Source organism: Bacillus stercoris, assembly GCF_029772985.1.
Taxonomy (GTDB): domain Bacteria; phylum Bacillota; class Bacilli; order Bacillales; family Bacillaceae; genus Bacillus; species Bacillus stercoris.
The window spans coordinates 2,062,825-2,088,181 of record NZ_CP121861.1 but is presented as its reverse complement, the minus strand read 5'-3'; the positions used below and the strand labels follow the sequence as shown (position 1 = coordinate 2,088,181).

25 protein-coding genes and 2 pseudogenes are annotated in these 25,357 nt (G+C 37.2%); 2 read left to right on the top strand and 25 right to left on the bottom strand.

The window, feature by feature from the left end:
• Positions 1 to 2: 2 nt before the first annotated feature.
• From QA442_RS11085 to QA442_RS11035, 10 genes are all read right to left on the bottom strand, one after another.
• The gene (locus QA442_RS11085) at positions 3 to 1,226 is read right to left on the bottom strand and encodes an MFS transporter (RefSeq protein WP_279474433.1); all 1,224 of its coding nucleotides are present in this window, start codon (positions 1,224 to 1,226) and stop codon (positions 3 to 5) included.
• A 156-nt stretch (positions 1,227 to 1,382) separates the two neighbouring features.
• A complete protein-coding gene (gene cmoA / locus QA442_RS11080; protein WP_279474432.1) occupies positions 1,383 to 2,111 on the bottom strand; it encodes a carboxy-S-adenosyl-L-methionine synthase CmoA in 729 nt (242 codons plus the stop codon).
• Positions 2,101 to 3,942 (bottom strand): ThiF family adenylyltransferase, encoded by a 1,842-nt coding sequence (locus QA442_RS11075; protein ID WP_279474430.1) that lies wholly within the window; start codon positions 3,940 to 3,942, stop codon positions 2,101 to 2,103. The genes cmoA and QA442_RS11075 overlap by 11 nt, the downstream gene beginning before the upstream one ends.
• A gap of 128 nt (positions 3,943 to 4,070) precedes the next feature.
• Positions 4,071 to 5,321 carry a Y-family DNA polymerase gene (locus QA442_RS11070; protein WP_279474428.1) on the bottom strand — a complete coding sequence of 417 codons (1,251 nt, stop codon included), beginning with the start codon at positions 5,319 to 5,321 and terminating at the stop codon, positions 4,071 to 4,073.
• Positions 5,314 to 5,646, bottom strand: a complete 333-nt coding sequence (locus QA442_RS11065; protein ID WP_279474427.1) for a YolD-like family protein — start codon at positions 5,644 to 5,646, stop codon at positions 5,314 to 5,316. The genes QA442_RS11070 and QA442_RS11065 overlap by 8 nt, the downstream gene beginning before the upstream one ends.
• A 258-nt stretch (positions 5,647 to 5,904) precedes the next feature.
• Complete coding sequence (locus QA442_RS11060; protein ID WP_071581353.1) at positions 5,905 to 6,315, bottom strand: hypothetical protein; 411 nt, start codon at positions 6,313 to 6,315, stop codon at positions 5,905 to 5,907.
• Between the two features lie 674 nt (positions 6,316 to 6,989).
• Complete coding sequence (locus QA442_RS11050) at positions 6,990 to 7,523, bottom strand: GNAT family N-acetyltransferase (protein WP_279474425.1); 534 nt, start codon at positions 7,521 to 7,523, stop codon at positions 6,990 to 6,992.
• 35 nt (positions 7,524 to 7,558) lie between these two features.
• Positions 7,559 to 8,137, bottom strand: coding sequence for an SMI1/KNR4 family protein (locus tag QA442_RS11045; protein ID WP_279474424.1), 579 nt, complete (start codon positions 8,135 to 8,137; stop codon positions 7,559 to 7,561).
• 55 nt (positions 8,138 to 8,192) lie between these two features.
• Positions 8,193 to 8,651 carry a YrhA family protein gene (locus QA442_RS11040; RefSeq protein WP_120028292.1) on the bottom strand — a complete coding sequence of 153 codons (459 nt, stop codon included), beginning with the start codon at positions 8,649 to 8,651 and terminating at the stop codon, positions 8,193 to 8,195.
• A 12-nt stretch (positions 8,652 to 8,663) separates the two neighbouring features.
• A complete protein-coding gene (locus QA442_RS11035) occupies positions 8,664 to 10,550 on the bottom strand; it encodes a T7SS effector LXG polymorphic toxin (protein ID WP_279474423.1) in 1,887 nt (628 codons plus the stop codon).
• Between the two features lie 251 nt (positions 10,551 to 10,801).
• Here QA442_RS11035 and QA442_RS11030 point away from each other — a divergent pair, with 251 nt between their 5' ends.
• Entirely contained in the window at positions 10,802 to 11,803 is a 1,002-nt protein-coding gene (locus QA442_RS11030) for a hypothetical protein (RefSeq protein ID WP_231833920.1), read from the top strand.
• A 33-nt stretch (positions 11,804 to 11,836) separates the two neighbouring features.
• Here QA442_RS11030 and QA442_RS11025 read toward each other — a convergent pair whose 3' ends face one another.
• Together QA442_RS11025 and QA442_RS11020 are read right to left on the bottom strand one after the other, a co-directional pair.
• Positions 11,837 to 12,373, bottom strand: coding sequence for an SMI1/KNR4 family protein (locus tag QA442_RS11025; protein WP_202657324.1), 537 nt, complete (start codon positions 12,371 to 12,373; stop codon positions 11,837 to 11,839).
• 86 nt (positions 12,374 to 12,459) lie between these two features.
• A complete protein-coding gene (locus QA442_RS11020) occupies positions 12,460 to 12,711 on the bottom strand; it encodes a SunI/YnzG family protein (RefSeq protein ID WP_160245122.1) in 252 nt (83 codons plus the stop codon).
• Positions 12,712 to 12,891: 180 nt separating this feature from the next.
• Here QA442_RS11020 and yokF point away from each other — a divergent pair, with 180 nt between their 5' ends.
• Positions 12,892 to 13,782, top strand: a complete 891-nt coding sequence (gene yokF, locus QA442_RS11015; protein ID WP_279474420.1) for an endonuclease YokF — start codon at positions 12,892 to 12,894, stop codon at positions 13,780 to 13,782.
• Between the two features lie 124 nt (positions 13,783 to 13,906).
• Here the strand turns inward: yokF and QA442_RS11010 are convergent, their stop codons facing one another.
• The 13 genes and pseudogenes from QA442_RS11010 to cgeC form a co-directional block, all read right to left on the bottom strand.
• A complete protein-coding gene (locus QA442_RS11010; protein ID WP_003230849.1) occupies positions 13,907 to 14,440 on the bottom strand; it encodes a GNAT family N-acetyltransferase in 534 nt (177 codons plus the stop codon).
• Between the two features lie 455 nt (positions 14,441 to 14,895).
• Positions 14,896 to 16,470 carry a recombinase family protein gene (locus tag QA442_RS11005; RefSeq protein WP_279474417.1) on the bottom strand — a complete coding sequence of 525 codons (1,575 nt, stop codon included), beginning with the start codon at positions 16,468 to 16,470 and terminating at the stop codon, positions 14,896 to 14,898.
• A 95-nt stretch (positions 16,471 to 16,565) separates the two neighbouring features.
• Positions 16,566 to 17,571, bottom strand: a pseudogene (locus QA442_RS11000) (KamA family radical SAM protein); the annotation flags it as partial.
• Between the two features lie 28 nt (positions 17,572 to 17,599).
• Positions 17,600 to 18,427 carry a putative beta-lysine N-acetyltransferase gene (ablB, locus tag QA442_RS10995; RefSeq protein ID WP_014664305.1) on the bottom strand — a complete coding sequence of 276 codons (828 nt, stop codon included), beginning with the start codon at positions 18,425 to 18,427 and terminating at the stop codon, positions 17,600 to 17,602.
• Entirely contained in the window at positions 18,405 to 19,715 is a 1,311-nt protein-coding gene (locus QA442_RS10990; protein ID WP_095431563.1) for a peptidase, read from the bottom strand. The genes ablB and QA442_RS10990 overlap by 23 nt, the downstream gene beginning before the upstream one ends.
• Positions 19,716 to 19,723: 8 nt before the next feature.
• Positions 19,724 to 20,377, bottom strand: coding sequence for a 3-oxoacid CoA-transferase subunit B (locus tag QA442_RS10985; RefSeq protein ID WP_095431562.1), 654 nt, complete (start codon positions 20,375 to 20,377; stop codon positions 19,724 to 19,726).
• Positions 20,362 to 21,051: a CoA transferase subunit A gene (locus tag QA442_RS10980; protein WP_095431561.1), complete on the bottom strand. Its 690-nt coding sequence runs from the start codon at positions 21,049 to 21,051 to the stop codon at positions 20,362 to 20,364. Before QA442_RS10980 ends, QA442_RS10985 begins: the two co-directional genes overlap by 16 nt.
• Before the next feature lie 6 nt (positions 21,052 to 21,057).
• Complete coding sequence (locus QA442_RS10975) at positions 21,058 to 22,392, bottom strand: aspartate aminotransferase family protein (protein WP_095431560.1); 1,335 nt, start codon at positions 22,390 to 22,392, stop codon at positions 21,058 to 21,060.
• A pseudogene (locus tag QA442_RS10970) lies at positions 22,373 to 22,512 on the bottom strand (hypothetical protein). The gene QA442_RS10975 and the pseudogene QA442_RS10970 overlap by 20 nt, the downstream one beginning before the upstream one ends.
• A 7-nt stretch (positions 22,513 to 22,519) precedes the next feature.
• Positions 22,520 to 22,669, bottom strand: a complete 150-nt coding sequence (locus QA442_RS22230; RefSeq protein WP_370881202.1) for a YjcZ family sporulation protein — start codon at positions 22,667 to 22,669, stop codon at positions 22,520 to 22,522.
• Positions 22,670 to 22,712: 43 nt separating this feature from the next.
• Positions 22,713 to 23,492 (bottom strand): spore maturation N-acetyltransferase CgeE, encoded by a 780-nt coding sequence (cgeE, locus tag QA442_RS10960; protein WP_095431559.1) that lies wholly within the window; start codon positions 23,490 to 23,492, stop codon positions 22,713 to 22,715.
• 13 nt (positions 23,493 to 23,505) lie between these two features.
• Positions 23,506 to 24,801, bottom strand: a complete 1,296-nt coding sequence (cgeD, locus tag QA442_RS10955) for a spore maturation glycosyltransferase CgeD (RefSeq protein WP_095431558.1) — start codon at positions 24,799 to 24,801, stop codon at positions 23,506 to 23,508.
• A gap of 63 nt (positions 24,802 to 24,864) precedes the next feature.
• The gene (cgeC, locus tag QA442_RS10950; protein ID WP_014664314.1) at positions 24,865 to 25,170 is read right to left on the bottom strand and encodes a spore maturation protein CgeC; all 306 of its coding nucleotides are present in this window, start codon (positions 25,168 to 25,170) and stop codon (positions 24,865 to 24,867) included.
• Positions 25,171 to 25,357 lie beyond the last annotated feature (187 nt).

Below are 25,357 nucleotides of genomic sequence, written 5' to 3'. Positions count from 1 at the left end.
ATTTATCCCTCTGTATAAACTTGGTCATTAGACTCAACCGATTTTAATTTAGATGTTAATGAGATAATCAAAGATATTATCCCCATCAATAATAAAATAAAAATAGCAACCCTGATATTATATATACCTACAACTGTAACCATTAAAGACATGCTTAGAGGGTTAGCTGTTTGTTCAATCATTTGAAACGTGGAATTTACTCTAGCAAGATACTCTGTAGGACAGTGCTTTTGAACAAACGTAGCTCGACAAATAGCATACATAGTAGAACCACAACTCATACAAAACAACCCTATAGGGATTAGAAACCATCCAGGCATTAATAATATAAATAACCCTAAAGATATTATGGAATAAGCTAAATTAATTATAAATCCTAAATTTAATTTTTTTAGAATTCTAAACAAAAGCGTAGCTGAAAACATACCGAATCCAGCTGTAGCAGTTATAAAACCTATCTGAGAATCTGTAAAGTGGAGAGAATCTTTTAAATAATAGATTACTATAGTTGTTACTGGAGCAACTGAAAAAGTAATTAGGAATACAGATAAGGAAAAAAACCTTAAAGTTCTAGTTTTAAAGGATATTTTTAATCCTTGCGCAACATCCTGAAAAAAGGTTTTATTAGGCATTTTAATTTTTTTATCTGGGATTCTAACAAGATACAAAAAAAACATCATTATTCCAAATGTGACAGCATCTAATAAAACTAAGTCAATTGGAGCGAGAAAAGTTAATAGTAGTCCTCCTAAAACTGGCCCTGTTAACATTGAGGATGTCCAAACCGTTGTAAATCCTGCATTAGCCTCTATTTTTTGATTAGGGTAAAGTACTGGAATCAATACAAAATTTGAGGACCTTGCAAATAAATCAACCGATTTAATTAAAAAGCCTAGTATAAGTAACACCCAAGCATTCAATATACCAACGTAGTAAAAACAAACTATTAGGATTGCTAAAAGTGCTTGCAGTATATAAGAAGAAAAAATCACTTTTTTGGGGTTTAATCGATCAACCATAGCTCCAATAAAGGGCCCCAATAAAATTTTTGGCAATTGCACTATAACCGTTAAAACACCCATTAAGGATAACGATTTAGTTAAACTATATATTAATAAAGGTAAAGCAAGATCAAACCATGCATTCCCTAATGAATTAAATAGTGTACCGGTTGCATATGTAGTAAAGCGAGAATTCTTCCAAATAGAATTACTTACTTTATCCATTAAAATCCCCCTTTCGATTGAATAGAAGGAGGCTTCAAAAAAAACCTCCTTCTACACTTACAAGATTAATTTGTGTAATGCCCGTTTTGAGCTCTAATAATTTTCACTTTGCGAATTTTCAACATCCCGCTCACCTCCTTTCAAGTTTTTTTATTATCATTTCTTTGCAAAAATCACCCCAAAATTCAAATATTTAAATGCTAAAGAAACTTCTTTAAAACCAGCTTTTCTGAGCATATCGATATTTTCATTAAATGTGTATGGGATCAAAACATTTTCCAATTCCTCTCTCTTTTTTGCTATTTCAATTTGAGAATAGTTATTTTGAGTTTTAAATGTATAGTACATATCTATATATCTGCGGGTGAAGAATGAAGAAGTATCAATGAATTTCTCGTATAACACCAAAATTCCATCTTCCTTAAGGTTATTAAAAAGGTTATTTAAAATCTTTTGTCGATTAATTGGTCTAATGAATTGTAAAACCAAGTTCAGAATAAAACATCCCGACTTTTCAAATTCTAAATCATTTGTTATATCACCGTGTATTAAATTTATTTTTTGCAAATTAAGTTTCTTTATTTTTTCTTCTGCTTTTTCAAGCATTGATTTTGAAAGGTCTACTCCTATTAATGGATTTCCCTTTTGAAATTCTGTTAATTTTCTTCTTAGTAGTATTAATGTTGTTCCTGTAGAACAACCTAAATCGTATATACTGTTATCATTTTTAATATTATCAACTATAAAATCAACTATAAGATTTTGAGTTTCATTGTATAAAGGAACACTACGAGTAACCATGTCATCAAATACATTGCTTACTTCACTATTAAAAGTGAAATCCTCAACTGATTTTTTATGTATATATATTGAATCAGATGGCATATCTATCTTCCTTTTTTAAAACAAAAACTTGGAAATAAGGAATTCGTGAGCATTTTTCAAAAAGTATTGGGTGAGTTTCACTAACCCTACTTATTGGCTGTGGCTCTAGAAGAGACACAATCTTAAAACCCGCATCGCTAAAAGAATTGAAATATGTTTCTGTTGTCCGATGGTAAGTTTTAATAGACTTTATAACTGTTTCACCGTCCTTATCTTCCCTTGATTTTTCTATTGAGCCTTCATTAAAATAGTCTTTCAAAATAAACTCTTCATAATTCCATTTGCCATTATAGTATTCTTTTCTCCAACCTCCTCCATCCTTAATTGGATGAGGAATAGTAATTATTAATGTTCCCTCATTTTCCAAAAGTTCATTCAATTTCCTGAGAGTATTGTTTATTTCAGGCAAATAATCAAGGATATTATTACATAGAATATAATTAAATTTATCATTAATTTCTATAGATTCAATATCACCTAGTACAGTCTTAACTGACCCTGCATTTATATTGTTTGCTTTTTTATCTAAGACCTTTAACATGTCATTTGAAATATCAACTGCTGTTACTTTTGCTCCCTTGTTAGCAAAATGTAAAGCCTGTTCACCAGTAGCACACCCAATATCAAGTATTTTAGTTTCCCCTTTATTCATTTTCACCAATTTACTCATAGTTTTATCTAACAATATGGAATTAAAAGAATCGCTCTCCCGTTCTTCAATATATACTTCATGTAATTGTTTTTCTGAATTTGAAACAGTAACAACTGACGGATATTTACATTTTATATCAGAACATAAGCAGTTATTTTTTTTCTCGAATTTTTCTTCGTGTATTTTATAGTTTTCCGAATTAATTAAAAGCCTTTTTCCGCTTGTTTTTGTTTTTAACCCTAAAAGAAACCGAATGACCTCATTAGCTTGTATTGAAGAGACCATTGCGTTTAAAGGACCGTAACTAGGAGCTTGGAAACTTTCATTTAAATTTACAGATAGTTCCGCCTTGTTGTCAGAAAACTGATAAAGATCGCCTTTATCTTTATAGCACTCGTAACATGCCGTTTCACCAGGTATAACTAAAGGCCCTATTGCACCATATGTCTCTATATAACCAGCGTTACTATAACTAAACCCATATTTTAATGCAGCATTGTTAATCCATTCATGAATAAAGAAAGGAGAATCAGCAGACAAAACAACAAAATCACACTCACTAAAATGATTATCAAACAATTCTTCTCCAGATATAGACTCACAAACAGGAATTAACTCAATCTCAGAATTAAGTAATTGAAGTTGCTTTTTCGCTGACTCAACTTTAGATTGACCAACTTGGTCTTCTTTATAGAGATACTGTCTTGTTAAATTTGATATTTCTATAGTATCTCCATCTGAAAAAATCAACTTGCCAACACCTGCTGCAGCTAAATTCATTGCCACATTAGACCCGATGCCCCCCATACCGACTAAGCCAACAGTCTTTTCTGCTAAAATTTTTTGAGCATCTCCTGCATTCGTATCAATCATTTCATAATACAAGCTGTGTCGAGAATACCTATTATTTGGATCATAATTTGATTTTACAATGATTTCATTTTCCATCAGATCATTTAAAAGTAAATTTATTTCTTTTAATGAAAGATTTGTATTTTCCGAAAGATATACTTCTGCTTCCTTAATTGTTTTTTTTGAAGAAAAAAATCTAAGGACATCAGACAAGTATTCTGGAGCATCTTCAATGACTAATGCATGAGGAGGCATTGAACCAATTGCTATATTGTTTTGTAACTTATGTATACGGCTATAAACTTTCAGTTGATAATAATCTTCCAAAAAAACCATTCCTTTCTATATTAATCATTTATTCCATTAAATAAAATATTCTGATAACTTCGTTTACGGTTTTATTTTACATTATTTTCTCTTTTTTTACAATAAAAAAATAAAAAAAGACATAAAAATCAATTTTTATGTCCTCCAGTAAGCCCTGCTCTGTGAAGCGCAGTTCCTGCAGGTGTATATGAAACTGCTCTAAGAATCGCTTTAGAGCCATATTTGTTTCTAATTCCATCCATAACGAATCCAAGTTTCCTTCTTTTTTCATTATCTACTTCAAATAAGCTCAACTGCTGATTAACATCATCCTCAATATTTGATAACGTAACTGAGATACTTCTCACTGTTTTACCCGAGTAAAACTTATTAAAGAGCATCAAGCAGCATCTATAAATGTCCATCGTGATATTTGTGGGAAGATCAATTGTTTTTGCTCGATGAAATCCACCACCAAGCTCATCTTTACTGTAACCAATTCCAAGGCTGATCGTTCGACCAACTTTATTATGTGTACGTGCCCTCCTCGCGACTTCCTCACAAATCTCCAGAAGAACAGCCTTAATCTCTTCTGTTCTTGTATAATCCCTCAGTAAAATCTGACTCTTACCAAAACTAATCTGACCTTGCATCAATGGAGCTCCTATTTCAGACAAATCGATTCCATGAGCATGATAATACAACTGGTTTCCCATTATTCCGAACTTCTTTTCAAGCAGCTCTAAAGGAAATTTAGCTAACTGACCTACAGTTGATATACCCATTCGATTCAGGTTCCTTTCCATCCTCCCTCCTATCCCCCACATTTTAGACAACGGATGAACATTCCAGAGTTTATTTGGCACATCTTCATATCTCCAACGTGCAATACCACTCTTCGTTTTCTTACTTTCCAGGTCAAGCGCAAGCTTACTTAGCAACATATTGTCTCCAATACCTACAGTACACATCAAACCGAACTCTCTCCACATACTGCTTTGAATTGCTTTGGCCATTTCTTCAGGATCTTCTTTTCCTGCATCTAAAAAAGATTCATCAATTGAATACGTATGAACACATTTTTCTGGCACAAATCTGTAAAACAGCTTTGTAATCTCAGTTGAAACTCTGATGAAAAGCTTCATTTGCGGATTTACAATGTGTATTCTTGGATCTTCAGGTATCTCAAATAGTCTCGATCCTGTTTTGATTCCAAAATCTTTTTTAAGTGCAGGAGATGCAGCTAATACTACACTTCCCTGTCTCTCCGTATTCCCTACAACAGCAAGATAGCATGTTAAAGGATTAAGTCCCATTGTTACAGCCGATACAGAAGCATAGAAGGATTTCATATCGACACAAAGTATATTCTTTCGTGGAAATTGTGAGTAATCAATCATTGTATGTAACTCCTATGATGTTATTCATGTTGATATAAACTGTATTGTCGTTCTGGTCTTTTACGTGAAGCTTTTGTTGGTCAAAATTAATGTAATGTACTCTGCCGATAACATTTTCAACGAATCCGTTATTAAAAAGCTTGAATTTCAATTCTTTATTAAATTCCAATGCCTCAGAGACGAGAATATCCATCTCCTCAATTTGTTGGTCATCTAAGGATGGTTTTTCAATTTTTGATACATCAATCAAATCTTGTTTAAGTTGTGTTAAATGTTCTGGAAGCATCATTGATGTCCATTTGATTGTTCCTCGATCCCTAAGCATATCGACCCACTCCTTTATTGATCTAATATTAGCAGAACAAACGTTCTTTATTCAAGATAAATAAGAACAAAGGTTCGATGTAAATGTTGGTAACGATATTCTTTCAATAAATATCCTAATATTCGCTCATGCAGATGAGAAAAATTAAAAGCACCCTAATATAAGGTGCTTTAAAACTGTTCTTTTTAAATAGATTATTTGTATTCCATTTATAAGGCTTTTCCCCAATCCCCTTTTTACAAATAATTTTTATTCACTCTATTCGCTTTTTAGATTAGACTTCTTCATTTCCGCAATTTCAGTTTCCAGTTCTTTAATCCTTTTATCTTTTAGTTTAACTTCTTTTATTTTTTGTGGAAGAAACGCAATCACTGCTCCCAACCCAACTAAACTATAAAAATTTGTATAAGCTCCCAAATCATTAATTGTATCAATAGGTAAGTGGGGCATTACTATTATCGCAAAAATACCCATGAAATATAAAAGGATTTTTAATTTTTTTTGTTTTTGTTTTTCTGTATCCATTAAATCGGAGAATGTAAGAAAACAGGCGCAAACTGATATTCCAAAAAGATAATTGTTGCCTAATTCTAGCCCACATAAACTCAAAACCCCTAGAAACATAATACATACACCTAATACTTTTACTATTTCTTCATTATCATCCATAGGAAACCTCTTTCTAAATATCTACTACAAATAATTAATTGTGTTTATTTATTGAGTATGCGCTTATCAATTATTATCTAGTCTTTATTGAAGTGTATCACTGTTGAATATCGGTAAATGCCTACAAAATGTTTAACATTTGATATAAAAAAAGAACTTACTTTAAGCAAGTTCTTTTCATACTGGAAATTTATTATGGATATGTCAAGACAAGGACATTTATCTGTTGTATAATTAATCCTGTACATTAGTTGCCAAACAAGGATACGCTCTCCTTCCATGTCAGAAGACGGAAGAGGTGAGAAATTTGACTGTATACCAATCATTAGTGATTATGATCCAGTTTGGCGGTTTAATATTAAATACCGTCTTATTAATATCAAATATCGTGATGTTTTTAATAACCAGTCAAAAAAGAATGTAGCACCCGAAAACTTCCTAGGGTTCTGGGGTGCCTTTCACATAATAATGAGCAAATCCTTTGGTAAACTTGTGTACCAGGGTGTATACAGCACCCTGTTTTTTTACTTTTCTGATTTTAAACAACCATATATCTTACACTTTTGATTATAACACATTAAATGAAACCATTGAAATAATTTGCAAAACTTTTGTTTTATGGATAAAACCATTATTTTATTGGAACCCAGTACTTTATCGATGCAAAAGTGATATTATCCATGATTCAGTTCAAATTCTTCTCTTGTCATCCCAAAGCAAATACCATCATAATAGGCACCTTTAGTGAAAATGATCTTTCTTAGTTGTCCCTCTTTCATGAAACCTAATTTTTCATGTAATCGTATGGATGGATTATTAAAAGAATAAACAGTTGTATTTACTTTTTGATAAGCAAGTTCCAAAAAGAAAAAGCGAAGAACCATCAAGATCATTTCTTTGGCAAATCCTTTGCCCCTATATGGCTCAAATACAGCCAAATAATAACCGAAGGTACCATTTTTCCTATCACAGTCAAAAGTTTCAATCATACCTACTATATTATTATCTCTATCAACTGCAATAAAACGGAATTCATCTTTTTCTAATTGTTCTTCTACCCATTCTCTCATGTTATTAGCTGAACGAGGAAAATGTAGCGAGTCCATATTTCGCAGAATTTCATCATCTAACGAATCAAATATAACGATATCTTCAGGTTGAATTGCTCGCAGTGTTAAATTTTCTCCAGTCCAATAAGTAACTGCCATTTTAACGTTTCCTCCAGTTATCTCCATACGTTTTCTTAACTGCTTAGTAAGTCATCATCTAATTCAATATACAGAATTCCATCATCTTTTTCATCTGTTTCAATTGGTTTATCAACTAAACTAAATATAAACTCCTCAAACGAATTGGCAATCAGGAAAAAATCTTTATTTGGATGACTTAATTCATGATCCCAAAACAAAATCTTTTCATTATCGATATCCATGCATATTTCATTCCCGCCTGCGGAACTTGCGATAGGAATAATATTTCTAGGAAAGCGATCAGAATATGTATCGATTGCATTCTGAAGACTGTCATGATCGTTCGCTAAACCATAAAAACCTCCTAACAATTGTGTATCATCGCCCTTGCCCATCCAAGGATCTTTCTCTATAGGTTTATAGCAAACGTCATACTCAATCTCATCTGATGTTTTTTTACTTTCTAAATAACAGCCGCCATATTCCTTCAAAAAGTCCTTATAATCAGAAGGTAATTGTTTTCCTATGTTCATTTCAATTTCTTTGAGTTGTTCATTTTTATTGATTCTGGGATCTGTTTTTGCATCAATTGAAAACTCTTTCAACTTTTGTTTGATATTATTGAAGCTCATATTAATCCCCTTCGCATTGCACATCTTTAGCAATGAACAATTGCAATACTTTTGTTTAATTGTCTAAACTAACTTTCAATGCATCAGCTAGCATGGCGTTAAAATCATTAAATTTGTTCATCAGTGTTCCAGAGGGTTTATCAAGCTCTAAGTATTCATTCTCAATTACATCTAAACAATACCAAGCTGTATCTGAGTCACCAAAAAACAGATATTTTTTCTGCTCATCATTTTCGTGCCACTGTTCATTTGTTTCAATAAAACCATAAACTTCTTCATTATTTTCTTCTCTCAGTAATTCTTGATCCAATCCATAGATTACCAAGCCATTAAAATCTAATCCGTTTACAGTTTGAAGGAATTTTTTATATTCTAAAGGAATCTCATTTACAGGGAACTTACCTAATACTGCTTCTTCAAAGTTCCTTATTTCTTGGTCTGTAACAGGAGAATTTAATTCATCTCCATACTTTGCTTCAGTTTTTCGAATTTCCTCTAATAAATTTACCCACATAATACTGCCCCCTTATTTCTCACTTGGATATATCTCACCATTAGGAATAGGCCAATTAATCTTCTTTGTTTCCCCCGGTGTCAAACCTTTTGTTAACGAATTTTGCTCATTAGTTATTGCTTTATGATAAGGGTCATTTTTAATCAAAATCAAGTTATCCATGTCGTTTGTGCCACCGTCATCTAGAGGAAGCTTATGGTGAACTTGATATCCTTTTGGATTCAACCCATCTTTCATTCGGGCAATATCCTTATCTGTTAAGCCAGCCTTCTTAAGTTTCTTAACTTTATTGGGATCATTTAATAGACCTTTTAAGAATTGTTTTTTTATAGAACTATTGAACTTTCTTCTAAGTTTTGCTGTTTCTTCTGGACTTCTCTTTGTGTAGCTAATTTCCTTAACTTTAACACCTTTTAAAAGAACCTGTTCACCTTTTAGTGTTCCTACAAAATCATCGCTACCAGCCGATTTATATAGCACACTGTTCTTCTGGTCTATCGCTTCTTTCAATATTGATGTGTTTTTCACATTATGAGTATTCTCTATATCCTGAAGGATACCTGCATACGCCAATTGATTATTATTTAATGAAATAGAATTAATGAAGGTTTTTCCTTTATCAATTCCAGTCTTTACGCTATTAGTAATTGCTTTTTCTCCAGCCCCTAAGACTTTATCGACCTTGGCTGCTCCAGTTGTAGCTAACTTACTTGACCCTTTAAGAATAGAGCCTCCACCTTTTAATCCAACAAGGCTTCCAACAGCATAAGTTATATAGTGTGCTCTCGAATAAGCATCACCATTAACCATTTTATCATTCCAGGAATCAGATAAGTCTTTCCAAATAATTTTAGCATAAGTAGGTGTTTCAATTATGGTACCAGTTATTTTTAATAGCTTCTGCTCATCAGAAAGCTGTGAAAATTCCCAAGTACCAACTGCTAAGTCTTTGGCACCAACTACCGTATCCTTAACGACATCATATGCAGCTACACTTACTCCTTTAATAATATCCCAAGTGATCTCTCCTGCTTCTTCTAGCTGCTTTGCTTGTTCAATTTGCATTGCTAGCTGTACTTGAGACGGCTCCAGATTCTTATAGCCTACCTTCTTAGCAATCTCTAAATACTCATCTGGGTCAGATACACCGTCATTAAGTTTTTTCTTTAATTCCTTGATTTCACGTTCCTTTGCTTCTTCTTTCTTCACACTTAAGTAAGCTTCAGAATGCTTTTCAATATCGCCTTTTTTCTTATGTATGTCACTTTCTCTGTACGCTTTAGCGTTATAGTGAATCGGAGTGGCGTTCTTCCCTTTGCCTGTTGATTCCTGCAGCTTTTTAAAATCTTGCTGGATGAATTGTTCGTTTGGCTCAGTCTCAGCGTACTCTGTTTTTAAATCCTCATCAAGCTTGTTTAGCTTATCGATTGTATTTTCACGTTTGTCATCTGCAGAAGAAAGTTTGTCTTTGAAGTCTTCTGTTGAGAATATTTCAAGAGGTAAGATGTCATTGATGTCATTCAGAATGTCTTTCATCGCTTTCTTCTGTTCTGACATAATGGATTTTGATTTTGTGTATGCATTTACAAGTTCATGTTCTAAAAAAGATTCTTCTATGTAAGCATCAGACATCTTGGCGTCTTCAAGCTTTGCAGAAATGCTGCTTAAGAAAGCAATCTTCATGTCAATTAAATCAATCCATTGATCTGTAACACCGACATGATCATGATAAAATGCTTTAATGTTGTCTGCACCCTTACCTGAAAACTCGCTGTCGTCTAGGTCAGCTACAGCTTTAAACGCTTTTTTGAGCTTCACCATTTGCGACCTTAGTTCCTTATACTCTTTGGTTCTTTTATCCGCTTCAGAGAGTAGTGAATCAGCTTCAAAAACCTTCATATCATTCTCCTTTCATGCTTACTCCATATAAATTTTACCACAAATCCCCATGTTATCACCTAGTACACAACCAATTAACCTAGGAATTTACAACTTTAAATGTTTCTTAGCTCTCTAAAAATCAATTGTAATTTTTTAGGTCATTTGATATAATCCTGCCCGGAGGTGGGATTATATGTAATTATTTGCAACAATTTAACACTCGCTGATTATTCATTTGTTAATAACACAGAAAAAGGAGATGATTGTTTATGAAAAAGTTTTTAAAATGCTTTGGATTAACCGCTCTAACTGTTGTTTTACTTCTTTCTGGACTCTTCACACATGAAAAGAAAGTAGCTGCAAGTGAATCATCTAACAAAACAAGCATCCAAGGAATCGACCTTACCCAACGTATTTCTTCAGTTAATGGAATAAAGCAATTCAGTGAAAACAGCTCCAAAAAAGAGATCACTGGTACCTCTAGCAAACTAGCTAAAATTGCAAAAGAAGAAGGACTCGATGTAACAGATTCCTATCAAACATATATAGCCTACGACAAACAAGGAAACAAACTTTCATCAGGAAACGTTACAAGTGAGAACCAACGAAAAACCCTTGAAAAGAAAGCTGGGAATGTAGTTTATCTCGGTCATACTTTTTTAGGTGGAAAGGTCAATAAAGTAATTCATGGAGTAGAGGTTACAAAAGTTGTTGGAACACCTCCTGCAACTCTTGAAGTTCAACAAGCTCTATGTAAAAGTGGTTATTACAACAAACAATTTACATGCCCTCACGTAATAAGAAAAACTTTCGTTGCAGGTCAAATAAAAAAAGGTGCGGAAGTACATCAACTGCTTAATGTGAATGCTTCAGCCTTTTGGAAGTATTCAGGAAGCGCTATCGCAACTTGGGCAGGAAGACCCCCTTCCATTAGAACTTTAACTTGGACAGAAGGCCTATACCTTACAAACAAAAAAGGCATGTTCTTCCCTGTCTATACTGACAAACAATCGGGATTAAATCTATTAGCACCATCACATGTTTTCTGGAAGAAGATTCCCGCGGAAAAAAGAGTTAAATGGGGAACTAAAGAACGTACAGCCTATAGAAATTGGTACGATAAGAAATATGGCAAAAAAACTTGGACTAAGTTTGAAATCCACCATCAACTTCCAAGGGAATATGGCGGTGGAAATATGACTGGGAATTTAATTCCTTTGGATAAGAGTTTCCACAGAACAGAAGTCAATCCATGGTGGGCTTCTTACTAATTAAAAATAATAAAGGACTCTAATTAGAGTCCTTTACTCATCTATGTTTTCATAATAAGCTTTAACATCTCTTTCAACTTCCCAGTACTTATTTCCGTTCGAACTTAAAAGTCGATCAAACCAAATTTCAAAATTCGCTTTTAAATCCACTGCTTCATCAAAATGATCAATTGAATCCAAATAAAATAGGTAATCTAAGTCCCCTTTTTCATACCTATTTGAATCTATAACATACCTTCCATCAAAATGATATCCAATCAAAAAACACTTTTCTGGTAGGTCTTCTGTTTCATTGTATTTTATAACATCTTCAATACTGAGTATTTCGATTCCATCAAGAAACTCCAATCCATTATGTAGAGCTAGGAACTCCTTATAATCTTTGGGTAAACTTACATTGAAATGTGATTCTAATTTTCTAATTTCTTCTTCTGTTGCAGGTTCATTAAATTCAAATGTGGCATCTTCTAATACGAAACCACCTGGTTGAATCATTGGAAAAGTGCCATACTTAGAAACAGCTTCTTTAATACCAGCAAGTGTCAAATGAATAAGTTTGCCTTCTTCCATATCCCATCCCCCTATCAATAATTATCTAGATTTTACCATGTCATATAGCTATAAGGAAAGCATTACTAATAGGACATTAAATGGTATTAGGAAACAATTTTACTCATAATAGAAGCAGCATTAGTGGTGAACAAAATGTAAGTGTTATTTGCTGTTTTAATCACTACCCTATCCGTAGAGCCATAAGGAAATCCAATCCTTACTGCACTTTTTTCCTCTCCCCCATAGTTTGGATCAAGAAATACATCATTAATTTCTTTGATTGGAATTTCAATTTTGGATAGCTGCCAATCGATAATTAAGTTTTCATTTGATTTTTCAACTTTAATTCCAAGCATAAAAACATTCCCCTTTTGACTATGAATTCAGTGAAATTTTAACATGCGCCTGGAAGTTTTAAAGAGAAAGGCAATGATATTAAGGAAAAATTAAATTCACAATAATTGGATATAGGATTATAATTATTGATGTTTTACCGATATAAATAGAGAACAAACATTCTAAAAGGGGAAATGAAGTTGAAGAAAGTATTATTAGGTTTTGCAGCATTCACTTTGAGCTTATCATTGGCAGCCTGCAGCTCAAATGATTCTGAAAAAGTAAGCACAGAAAAAGAAACACCACAAGCGTCTACAGATGTAGAAAAGAAAACAGAACAAAAGGAATCTACTAAAGAAAAAACTGCTGACAAGTCTAAGGAAAAAGACAAAAAGGAATTGGTAGATGTTACTCTAGATAGAGCTGTTGATGGTGACACAATTAAAGTTACCTACAACGGAAATGTAGACACAGTCCGCTACTTGCTCGTTGATACACCTGAAACTAAGAAACCAAATTCTTGTGTTCAACCATACGGTGAAGAAGCTTCTAAGCGAAATAAAGAATTGGTTAACAGTGGTAAGTTGCAGCTTGAATTTGACAAAGGTGATCGCAGAGATAAATACGGAAGACTATTAGCTTATGTTTATGTGGATGGCAAATCTGTTCAGGAAACATTGCTAAAAGAAGGATTGGCCAGAGTAGCATATGTATATGAGCCAAACACCAAATACATAGACCAATTTAAGAAAGACGAGCAGGAAGCAAAATCAGAGAAGCTTTCAATCTGGAGCAAGAATGGATATGTGACCGACCGAGGATTTAATGGCTGTGTGAAAGAGAAAACCACTGCAGTTAAAAAAGCAACAACGTCTAAACCGGCAGCTAAACAGCCTACTACTCCAAAGGCATCAAGTGAAACTTCGACTACAACTGAAAAAGAAGCTTCTTCAGAAACAACTGGAGAAACAGAAACATTTAAAAATTGCACAGAGTTAAGAAAAAAATATCCGCATGGAGTGCCTAGCTCCCACCCTGCTTACCAATCTAAAATGGACAGGGATCATGACAACTATGCATGTGAACGCTAATTGAAAGCCCTTTGTGGCTTTCTTTTTTATTTTTAGGGCTCTTTACACAAAAAGAGGCTATCCATAGATTTAAAAATTTTCGGGACAACCTCTTTTTAACAATATCTAATCAATCATCTAATTTTCACTCAAAAAAAGCTTTTGAATAATTAACGATACCTTGCACATCTTCAAGAGAATTATCTGCTAATTCTAGAGCCATAAACACTTCATCAGGCACCTCAAATGGGGCTTTTATATTCCATAAGCTAGCTGGCTTAAAACCAAACCTTGGATAATAATCTTTATGTCCTAAAACAATTACTGAACGATAACCAAGCTCTATTGCGTTTTTTAACGCAGTACGAATTAATTTACTCCCAATTCCTTTTTTCTGATAATCAGGCGCAACAGAAACTGGAGCAAGTGCTAAAGAATCGACAGTGTTATCGCCATCTATGATTTTTATTTTAGATAAAAGGACATGGCCTACGATATCTTTATCTTGATTTAATGCGACCAATGAAAGTTCAGGAATGAATGCATCTGATTTTCTAATCCTATTTACAAGTAAATGCTCTTTCTTGTCACTATATTCTTCATTTAAAAAAGCTCTTTTAACAATTTCTTCAGTCGTATTATATTCATGTGTGAGTTCTTGTCTAATTAAGAATTCCATTCATAGTCTCCTGTTCTTTTAATTAATTACCATAAGATTTTTCTTCATCCTATAAATTGCACTCCCTTAATGACCGAAACAATTAAGAACATTTACTTACCCAGCTCTACACGTAAGTTTAATAAACAGATTAGTATGTACTTATTATATGAAATTTGCGTATTTGGGATCAACTTCACTATTTTATTCCCTTAGATTATTTGAGTTCATCTTTAAAATTTTCATCTTCACGATGGTCTTTATGAAAAAACAGCCTATAAATTAAAAGAACCAGAGAGCTATGTGAGGGAGCTCTCTGGCGTTATAGTGGCTGTTAAACCCCTATGATACATATACAGAGTACCTTATATTTGGTATGCAATCAAGCCACTTTCAGATTTGAATAAAATGGGAATTTTATTTAGAATTAAACACTATATACATACATATCAATCATGAGTATATCTATATATAGATCAATCAAAGAACTCGAATTCAATTTCAAAAGGATATTCTTTTCTCTCTTTATTACGTGTTGATTTTTTTAGGATATCTTCTGGTATTACCCGTGTAAAATGGATTTTCTTTATAAATTGTTTTAGTAGTTGGTTACCATATTCCTGGTCAGTAATGTCTTTTAATTCCTCTAGTATTTCTTTTCTTTCTTTAATTGTCTCTAGCTCTTCTTCAACCGACATGGAGCTAATGCTTTTAATTATTTCTTCTTTCTTGGATCTAAGCTCGTCCAATAATGTAACAAGCTCTTGTTTCTTATCTCGGATCTCCTCGTGAGTAAATAAGCCCTCCATTGCCAAATCAATTAAATTTTTCTGTTTTAGCTCATTTTCTTTAATTGCCTTTTCAATTTGTTCAAGCTTCAACTCATTCTTCTTATTAAGATCCTTCATACTCTTACTCTTCAATTGGTCTTCTATTTGCGTCAAATTTTTAGTATACATTCTTAATCCATCAAGGACTTTTGCTATTACAGCGTCCAACTTCTTCCCACAGTTTGGACACTTTTCTCCGTTAGGTAGCAAGTATTCACATTTTTTAAGAGTGTAACCGATGCTGTCTTTTGTGTCTTTCCTAATAATCATTTTTCTACCGCAAACCCCACAAAAGATTAAGTCTTTTAATAATGTAACGCCTGATTTAGTTGCTGGTTTTTCTCTAATACTAATCGATTTTCGTGCTCTTGATTCACGATCCTGATTTGCTTTTGCCCACACATCAGGTGGAATTATTGCTGGATGGGCATTTTCAACAGTGATAGTTTCTACGTTGTCATATTCAAACTTTCCATTTCTTTTAATCTTTTTCCTATTATTAAAAACTAAAGTTCCCTTATATGCAGGATTTCTGATTATCCTCTTTATAGAAGGAAGATTGAAGGCCTTTCCTGTAGCTGATTTATAACCTTCATTGTTCAAAATATCTCTAATTTTAAAGCTCCCAAATCCTTCTGAATGCAGTTGGAAAATGTACCGAATTGTTGGTGCTGCTTCTTCATCAATTTCAAGTTTTTTTGTATCGTTGTTTCTTTTATATCCGAAAGGAACATTTCCACTCACATGTAAGCCTGCTTTAGACATTTGCATTTTATTAGCTTTACTTCGCTTACCTATAGTACTGTGTTCATGACTTGAAATCATGCTGCCAACGTCAAATAAGAGACGGTCAGTCTCTGAGTTAGCTAAATCATAAGATTGATAAGGCGTTAGTATTGGTTTGTCATAATCGATACAGTACTGTTTAACCGTCTGACTTATAAGACCGTTCCTTGAAATCCTGGTTAACTCAAAGCACGCAATTGCATCATATTTTTCAATATTGTCGAGTAGCCTTTTAAGAGCAACCCTTTGAGTTATTTCAGATTTTCCTCCACTTATGACTTCTCCAAATTCTTCATAAGTAAAGCCATGTTCTTCACAAAACTCTATAAGGATTTGTCTATGGTTCTCCAGAGTTTCTACGTTTTCACCCTTCTTCTCCTGACTAATCCTAAGGTATATAGCTACATGGTGTATGTTCTCAAGATTCTTAATCATCGGCGTATTCCCTTTCTCCGTACATGGTGCTATATTTAACTAACTAGAGAATACCACTTTTTATCAAGAGTTTCCATACTTATTTTAAAAAACACAGTAGGAACTGCATAGCCTGAGGTATGCCCTCTCAGCCCTTCAATGATCTCCAAACCTTTGGAAACAGGCGCCCTGAAATGCCCGATACCCTCTGACAGATCACATTGGTAGATATAATACGGACGGACTCTGATTTTTACCAAATCGTGCATAAGCTTTTTCATAATTGGAACCGAATCATTAATACCCGCTAATACGACAGCCTGATTTCCGACCTAAGACACCTGCGTTCACAAGCTTTTCACAGGCTTCAACGGATTCCTCTGTCATTTCGATGCTTGTGTTGAAATGGGTGTTCAGCCAGACCGGATGATATTTTTTCAATATCTCACACAATTGATCGGTAATGCGCTGCGGAAAGACGACAGGCGCCCTTGTTCCAATTCTGATGACTTCCAAATGCGGAATGCTCCGCAGCTCTTTTAAAATGTATTCTAAAATTTGATCATTAATAAGCAGCCCGTCACCGCCTGAAATTAAACAATCACGGATTTCAGGTGTTTCCCGGATATAAGCAATCGCAGCATCCAGCTGTTTTTTAGGGACTCCCATTCCGATTTGTCCGGAAAAACGCCTTCTTGTGCAGTAGCGGCAGTACATGGAACATTGATTCGTGACAAGAAACAGCACACGGTCGGGATAGCGGTGTGTCAGACCCGGTACCGGTGAATCTTCATCCTCATGTAGCGGGTCTTCCAGATCGTATTTTGTTTTGTGCATTTCTTCAGAAAGCGGCACAGACTGCATGCGGATCGGGCATCTCGGATTGTCGGGGTCCATTAAAGAAGCATAGTAAGGCGTAATATTTAAGGGGATCGTTTTTGTAGAAATTCTGACACCTTCCTCTTCTTCCTTGGTCAGATTGATGACCTTCTTTAAATCCTCTAACGTTCTAACAGTATGTGTCAGCTGCCAAAGCCAATCGTTCCATTTCTCTTCCGGAACGTCCTTCCATAACTCGATCTCCTTCCAATGCCGTTTCGGTTTATACCATTTGTTTTCCAAACGAACTCCTCCTCGCGCATGTTTTGACTTACAGTTGTTTGCACCAAATATTCATGTTTTCAAGACCTTCGGCTATAAAGCAATTATTGATCAGCCTTCCGCCATACTGATAACCTGAATGGTACAACACAGCATTCATCCCAAAAGACGAAGCACGGGCGAGAGAAAACACATGGAAGATATCCCTTCCAGCCATTTCTTTTTCTAACGCCTTGATTAAAAAGCTTGTCAGCGAATGGCCGCGGTATTCCGGCAGCACAGCACAATCGGTTATTTCTGCATGCCCCAGCTCTGGATTGATTTCTGCGCTTGCTGCGCTGATCAAGCGGTCATGATCAAGCATGATATAATACACCGTATTTGCCTTCATCGTCTTTTCAATATAAGCGGGGTCAAATACGGGGGTCGGATACGTACGGAATACTTTTTTATACAGCATTGACAGCTGATACATGTCGTTTATCTCTGCTTTTCTCATCGTAAATACGGGTATGTTGTCGTTGCGGAGACGAGGCACTGTGTGATATAAGGATTCGATGATCTCTTGTTCCTCAGTATATGAATCTGTTTGCCTCCGGCTTTCTGAAAGGTAACGAACCATGACACAAGCCGAATGGCCGAGATAATAGCCCTTTAGATAACCCTCCGGCGCAAATAATTGTTTGGCAAGCATTGGTTCATCATGCTGCTTCGTATAGACGATGATTTTTTCCGCATTCTCTTCTTTCGCCGCTGCCACGATATCTGGCAGGGCCTTCTCAATGGCTCCGTCATAACAGACCACTCTGATTCGTTTATTAAAGCTGTCATGGTCCAAAACTGCTGTGACACCGCTACTCTTTATCGACTTGAGCATCCGCATCCTCCCCGTCTGTATGAAGCCCGCACCAATCCATGACAAAAAGTGCAATAATTTTAGCAGATTCTATCATGGCCTCAACCTCAATGTATTCATTGGCCTGATGAGCCGCTTTTGTTTCCCCTGGCCCGAAGACGATCACTGGCGTATCTCCTGCATGATATAAAAGCCCTCCATCCGTTCCCCACGGGGAAGCTTCGAGAATCGGCTCTGTCTGTTTCATTTTTTGATAGGCTGATTGCAGCACAGAAATTAAAGGGTGGTCATCAGGTAAATCATTCGGCAGCCACTGAGCGCCAAACCATTCTACTTCTACGGGATGGCGTTTAAACCATTCGTCACGGTATTCTAAATCCTTCAGCCAGTTTTCCAATTCAAGTTTGACAGCTTCTGGTTTCTCATGGGGGGCAATTCCGCATCTCCCTTCTATGACGACACGGTCTGCAACTGAAGATGGCCAGGCACCGCCTGAGATGGTGCCGATATTCACCGGTACCGGTATTGGGATATTGTCATACAGCGGATCTGAGATTCTCGCATTGCGGACCTTCTCCAGCTCTTGTATCGCTGTAATAACATGCATGCTTTTTTCAATCGCGCTTACCCCTTCATAACGTGTGCCCCCATGTGCCGCTAATCCCTTCACTGTGATCCGAAACCACATTGAGCCCTGCTGCTTTATAAATAGTTTCATATTCGTCGGTTCAGGTATCAGCGCCCCGTCAGCACGATAGCCCCTCATGATGGCAGACAGTGTTCCGGCGCCGCCGCACTCTTCATCTACAACACTCTGAAACAATACATCTCCCTTCAATTTGACATCGCAGGCGTGCAAGGCTTCTAAAGCAAAAAGAAGGGCTGTATTGCCTCCCTTCATATCCGTTGAGCCGCGGCCGTATATTTTACCGTTTTCTTCGAAAGCTTGATACGGTTCATACTTCCAATCCTTTACGTTTCCTTCAGGCACAACATCGATATGGCCGTTCAAAATCAGGGACCTGCCTCCGCCTGCTCCTGTTTTTTTCGCCACGATGTTCGGGCTCTCATGAAAATCAGAACGATTTGATTTAAAGTAGGGATGCTGTTTTAATTGCTTTAGGCTTGGCTCCCATACATCAATGTCCATATGAAATTGCCGGAGTTTTTCAAGCACAACAGCTTGGGCGTTAAACTCTGACCCCAAAGTGCTTTTTTCCCCAATCAGCCTTTTGAGAAGACGAATGGCTTTGGCCGAATGCTGATCAAGCCACCCGATAACTTTTCTTTCAATGTCTTGCATCCTCATTCCCCCTCTTAAGAAAAAGGCATATCTATTTTGATTTCAGCCTCTGTCAGCCTCGTCACCTCTTCGATTGTCGAGCCATTCATCAGCTCTTTTAAAATAAAGTGATGGCCATCGACCTCAAGAACCGCTTTTTCGGTAATAATCAAATCCACACAGCCTGCGGCAGTTAACGGCAGCGTACATCTTTCTGTTAATTTAGGCCCTCCCTTTTGATCTGTATGACTCATGACAACAACCACTTTTTTCGCTTTTTGGGCAAGCTCCATCGCCCCGCCCATACCCGGCACCTTTTTTCCCGGAACAAGCCAATTTGCCAAATCGCCTGATTGGCTCACCTGCAGGGCGCCTAAGATGGTAATGTCAATTTTGCCTCTTCTGATCATTGCAAAAGACATCGTAGTATCAAAATAGGAAGCCCCTTTTACAGCCCGGACAGGATATCCCGCAGCGTTGCATAAATGCGCATCCTCTTCTCCCTTTTCAGGACTTTCTCCAATGCCAAGGACACCGTTTTCGGCTTGAAACATGACCTGCATGTCAGTTGGCAAAAAGTTAGGGACCAAGGATGGGATGCCGATGCCGAGATTCACAATCATGCCCTGCTTAATTTCAGCAGCAGCCCGTTTTGCGATTTGTTCTCTTTCTGCTACTCCCAAGCCCATTTCCACTTCACTCCTTCACTTCGTACAACCCCCTCGACAAAAATCCCCGGTGTGACAATCATTTCTTCAGAAATCTCTCCCATCGGGACGATACGCTCAGCTTCGGCAAAGGTTCTCCTGGCGGCCATTGCCATTAACGGATTCATATTGCGCGCGGTTTTGTCATACGTTAGATTGCCGAATTCATCGGCAATGCACGCATTGATGAAAGCAAAATCAGCCGTCAGCGCTTCTTCTATCAAATATCGTTTTCCCGCCACAGTTACGATGTCCTTTTCCTCGCAAACCATTTGATTATCAATGCCGATATCGCTTAAAATACCGCCAAGTCCTGCTCCGCCGGCGCGAATCCGCTCCGCAAGCGTTCCCTGAGGTGAAAATTGAATTTCTAATGTCCCGTCTGTCATCTGTTTCCCCGCTACAGGATTGGAACCGATATGCGAGGCGATCAGGGTTTTGACCCGTTGATTAACAATAAGCGGGCCGATCCCTATCTCCGGGAAACCCGCGTCATTGCAAATAACAGTTAAATCCGTTACACCGCTGTCCAAAATAGCCTCAATCAATGAAGGAGGCGACCCGACTCCTCCAAAACCGCCAAACATCAGAACCGATCCGTCCTGAACATCTGCAATTGCTGTTTCAATGCTGATTGCTTTTTGAAATGGCGCCATTTGATGTCAATCCTTTTTTAAGTTTTTTTCGACCGCTGCAACTGTTTCTGAAAAAATAGAGATAAGCTCTTCAACTTCACCGTCGGAAATGGTAAAAGGAGGAGCAATAATGACAGCATCTCCTTCTCCGCTGTCTATCCCAGCTTTGGAAGGATAAACAATCAGCCCGCGTTTTTTCGCCTCGCTGACAATAAGCTGGGTTACCGCCTGTTCTGGCGGAAACACTTTCTTCGTTTTCTTGTCTGCCACAAATTCAACGCCTAATAGCAGACCCTTTCCGCGCACATCACCTATGATGCCGCTTTGAGATGCCGCCTCTTCAAGCTTCTTCTTCAGCACAGCTCCTTTTACTTCTGATTGTTTGATCAAGCCGTGCTTTAACACATACCGCAAAACTTCAAGAGCAGCTTTGGCTGAATAGGGATGTGCACTATATGTGTGGCCGCTCATAATCACACCTGATCCTTGTTTAATCGTTTCAACAATAGAATCAGATACAACGGCAGCAGCAATGGGGGCATACCCCGCACCGAGACCCTTGCCCAGTACAGCAATATCAGGAATGGTGTGCCAATGCTCTGTCGCAAGCATCCTTCCTGTTCTCCCAAGCCCTGTCATGACTTCGTCTGCAATAAAAAGCACGTCGTGTGTGCGGCATACCTCGCTTAATTTCTCATAATATCCCGGAGGCGGAGTAATCGCTGCTCCTGCAGCACCAATAATTGGCTCAGCCACAAAGCCGGCAATGAATTGGCTTCCAATTCTTTTGATTGCAGTGTCTAGTTCATCAGCTGCAGACTGAACAAAGTCTTCTGCCGTCTCATGATTCAGCCGATAAAGGTGTGGAGCTGAGATAGCAGGATATCGTTCAACGAGATGGGTGAACCGGTATCTCCTTTCATAAAAACCAGATAATGAAAGCGCTCCCAAAGTTATTCCGTGGTAACTGCTCCACCGAGACAAAAAGATGGATTTTTGTGTTTGCTTTTTTTCCTGCCAATACTGAATGGCGATTTTCATCGCTGTTTCTATCGCTTCTGATCCGCTGTTGACAAAAAAAGACCAATTCACATCTCCCGGCAGCTCCCGTGCCAAGAGAGCGGCTAATTGCTCGGCGGGCTCGCTCGTAAACTGTGAGCGGTAAGCAAAAGACACCTGATCAAGCTGTTCTTTCAGCTTCTCAGTCACATCACGAACTCCGTGGCCGATATTACATGTCACCGCACCTGACGAGCCGTCAAGATATTTTTTTCCGGTCTGATCATAAACATATGAACCCTTCGCATAACCGACAACCGGATAGACCGAGCTAAGCTCCGGCTTAATCAAATAACTGCTCATGCTCCCACCTCAAAACCCTTTTAACATATTGTATGAGTGTCCAAATGGCGGCATGACGTTCCCAGCAAAAACTTTTTCACATAAAAAGAGCCTCCCAGAAGGGGAAGGCTCTTTTTGAATTCAGCATCTAGCAAATAAAAGCGGCTCCGACAATAATTAATAAAATGAACAAGACGACAATCAATACAAATGTATTTGTCCCGCAGCCAAATCCGTAACCGTATCCAGGGTATCCATACATGCTGTTTTCATCCTTTCTTATCACGATATACGGCATTTTATGCGGGCCAAGTCCCAAATGGTTTGTGCAAACGCCTATTTCATGTAAGGAAATAATGAAAAACAGTATGCACCCGCTCATATTTTTTAAATGTCAGCTTTTCGTAAAAATGGGTTGCACCGTCTGTGCTTGTAGCGACTAAGTAGACTGCTTCCATTCCTAGTGATTTGGCGATGGACAGCATTTCTTGCACTAAGATACTGCCGTAGCCCCTCCTTTGAAACTGATCTAAAATTGCTACTTCTTCGATTTTAGCTGTTTTCTCTTGCTGATCGATAAACAGCTCTCCGCACCCAATGGGAATTTTCTGTGCCTGGTCGCTATAACAAACAACAAGAATGATTGTACCCGCTTCGTAGAAAGGATATTTTCTATTTAATTTTTGTTCGGCGATCGCTTCTCCAATATAAATGGAATCGTAAATTTTCATAATAGAAGATCCGTCGCTAAGGCTCTTTGCCGTCCCCCATGCGGTTAAAGGATGTCCCATCTGTCCATTCCAGTCATTAAGCTTCATGTCATATAGCAGCTCATCCTCGACGACAAAACCGCTTTTTACAAGCGACTGCTTCAAACCGAGCGGAAAAACATGCTGCGGCGATGCTTTTAAATGGAGATAATTCGCCCCAAGCAACTTTGGTACGGAGGGCAAAAAATTCAATAACCGCTCCAATGGAAACGTATCATGGAGCTGAACAAAATTATGAGAAAAAATTTGCGGAAGCTGAGGATCTCTGTATACGCTGTAATGATCAAACGATGTCGATTCAGACGTTAACAATATATATTGATGTTCCGTTTTTGCATAATGTCCTGTCATGAACGTCTCCTTTTTATGACCTATCCCTATACTCTGTTGCAATGTTCAATTTCTTTATAATCTCATCGTACACCGGATAAAACGGCTTTCCAATTGGAAATTGCTGAATATTTCGGAAAGAAGCGGAGATTGGCTTCTGATGTAAAAAAAACTTCCTTGCTACTTGTTCACTAATTGGGTGAAAGAAGCCGTTTAGAAACAAAAACGGCTCGCGTTCGATGAAAAACAGCCTTCGGCCAGGCGGATTTTTGATCAATTCAGATCGCTTCCACATAATCGGCGGTCCTTCCAAAAGCGCCTCCAGCTCCTCTTTTCCAACTGTCAATATGTCTTTTTTTTGAAATTGATAAAATTGAAACGCATACTGGTCCACAATGCGCCTTTTTTTTCCGGCTTCAATATAAAATATGGCAGGATGGTCAGCTTCCTTTACTAAAATATAATTCGGAATGTTTAAAATTTTACCAATCCTATATTGGAATAAATATGGGTCTGGAACAGCGACAGTCCGATTTAGATACCAAAAACTCCACTTTTCCCCGACAGGGTGCCGTACACCCTGATCAAGAAAATACACAGTTTGATCTGAACCTTTCACAAAAGAGCCGTCAATCAAATCGGCGGGCAGAAACCGATATGCATTTTGAAATGAATCTGGGGTTTTATAAGTTGTATCTAATACTTCATTTATCGGCAGAAATGGGGTAAAGTTGTTGAGTCTCGCCCAAAAAATTGCGTCGCCATGATTCCAATGCTTCATATCATCATCCCAATAGCCTCCATATTTATAGTGAATGAGATTAAGTAACGAACGGCGATGCATTACTGAACAATGATCAACATGAAAAGCCGCCTGCTCTAGCACTGCATTGGCATTTCTGTAGAAATGTGAGATTTCCTCTCCCCTTTCGTTTACATGTACAACTTTTTGTTTTGAATAGACAACCTGCGCTTCAGGCTGATGTGAAAATTCTTGCACCATACGGCTCAGCCGCTCGGGATGATAAACAGTGTCATCAGTAAGATAGGAAATGAAATCGCCGTCTGCAAATGGGAGCGCACTGTTAATTAATGTGGCATAACGGGCTGTTTTTAATCGATCTGCAGGTTGCACGAAACTGTTATGATATTGAATGCGCCGGTCATGGAGATACTTGTGAATCACCGCAGTTGTTTCTTCATTCGAATGATCATCCATAATAAAAAGCTCCCAAAGATCATGCGTTTGCTGAATCACGCTTTCGATCGCTTTTTGCAAATATTTAGGTTTGTTGTAACTTGTTAAAATAATAGACACTTTCTCTCCCATCTATACCGCCCCCGCCGTCAAACATAAAAACGGCTCCGCAGCAAGCAGAGCCTCTGTCATCATTTAAAAAGCACCCCAGCTTACAACACTTGAGAGTGACACATGAGATCTCGTGTTATTTAACGGGTTTTGAAAAATAACCAAATCAGTCAGTACTTCTTTTACGATGACATTCTGAAGCGTATCTCCATTGATCAAATGAACTTTTGAAACCGGTACGCCCAGCTCCTTTGCAAAAACGAGCTGGCGTCTGAGATCAGATGGATTTCCTTCAGTAGATGATTGACGAATAAGCAGAATCAGCAAAAGCAAAATAAAATGCAGTTCATCTTGGTTTTCTTCTCGATCCACTTGTTTCTCTAAATCCAAATAATCCCTCTCCCTTATCCCTTTACTCTGTTTCACAATATGAGCGACTTTGATGTATGGTATAGGGCTATGTCCACTCCATTAAAAAATCAGCATTTTCCTTAAATACATGAAAAATAGGTCTGGTACGGCGTTCGACTCATACCAAACAACAGCCAGAAGAATAGATTAACGTGAGTTCACTATC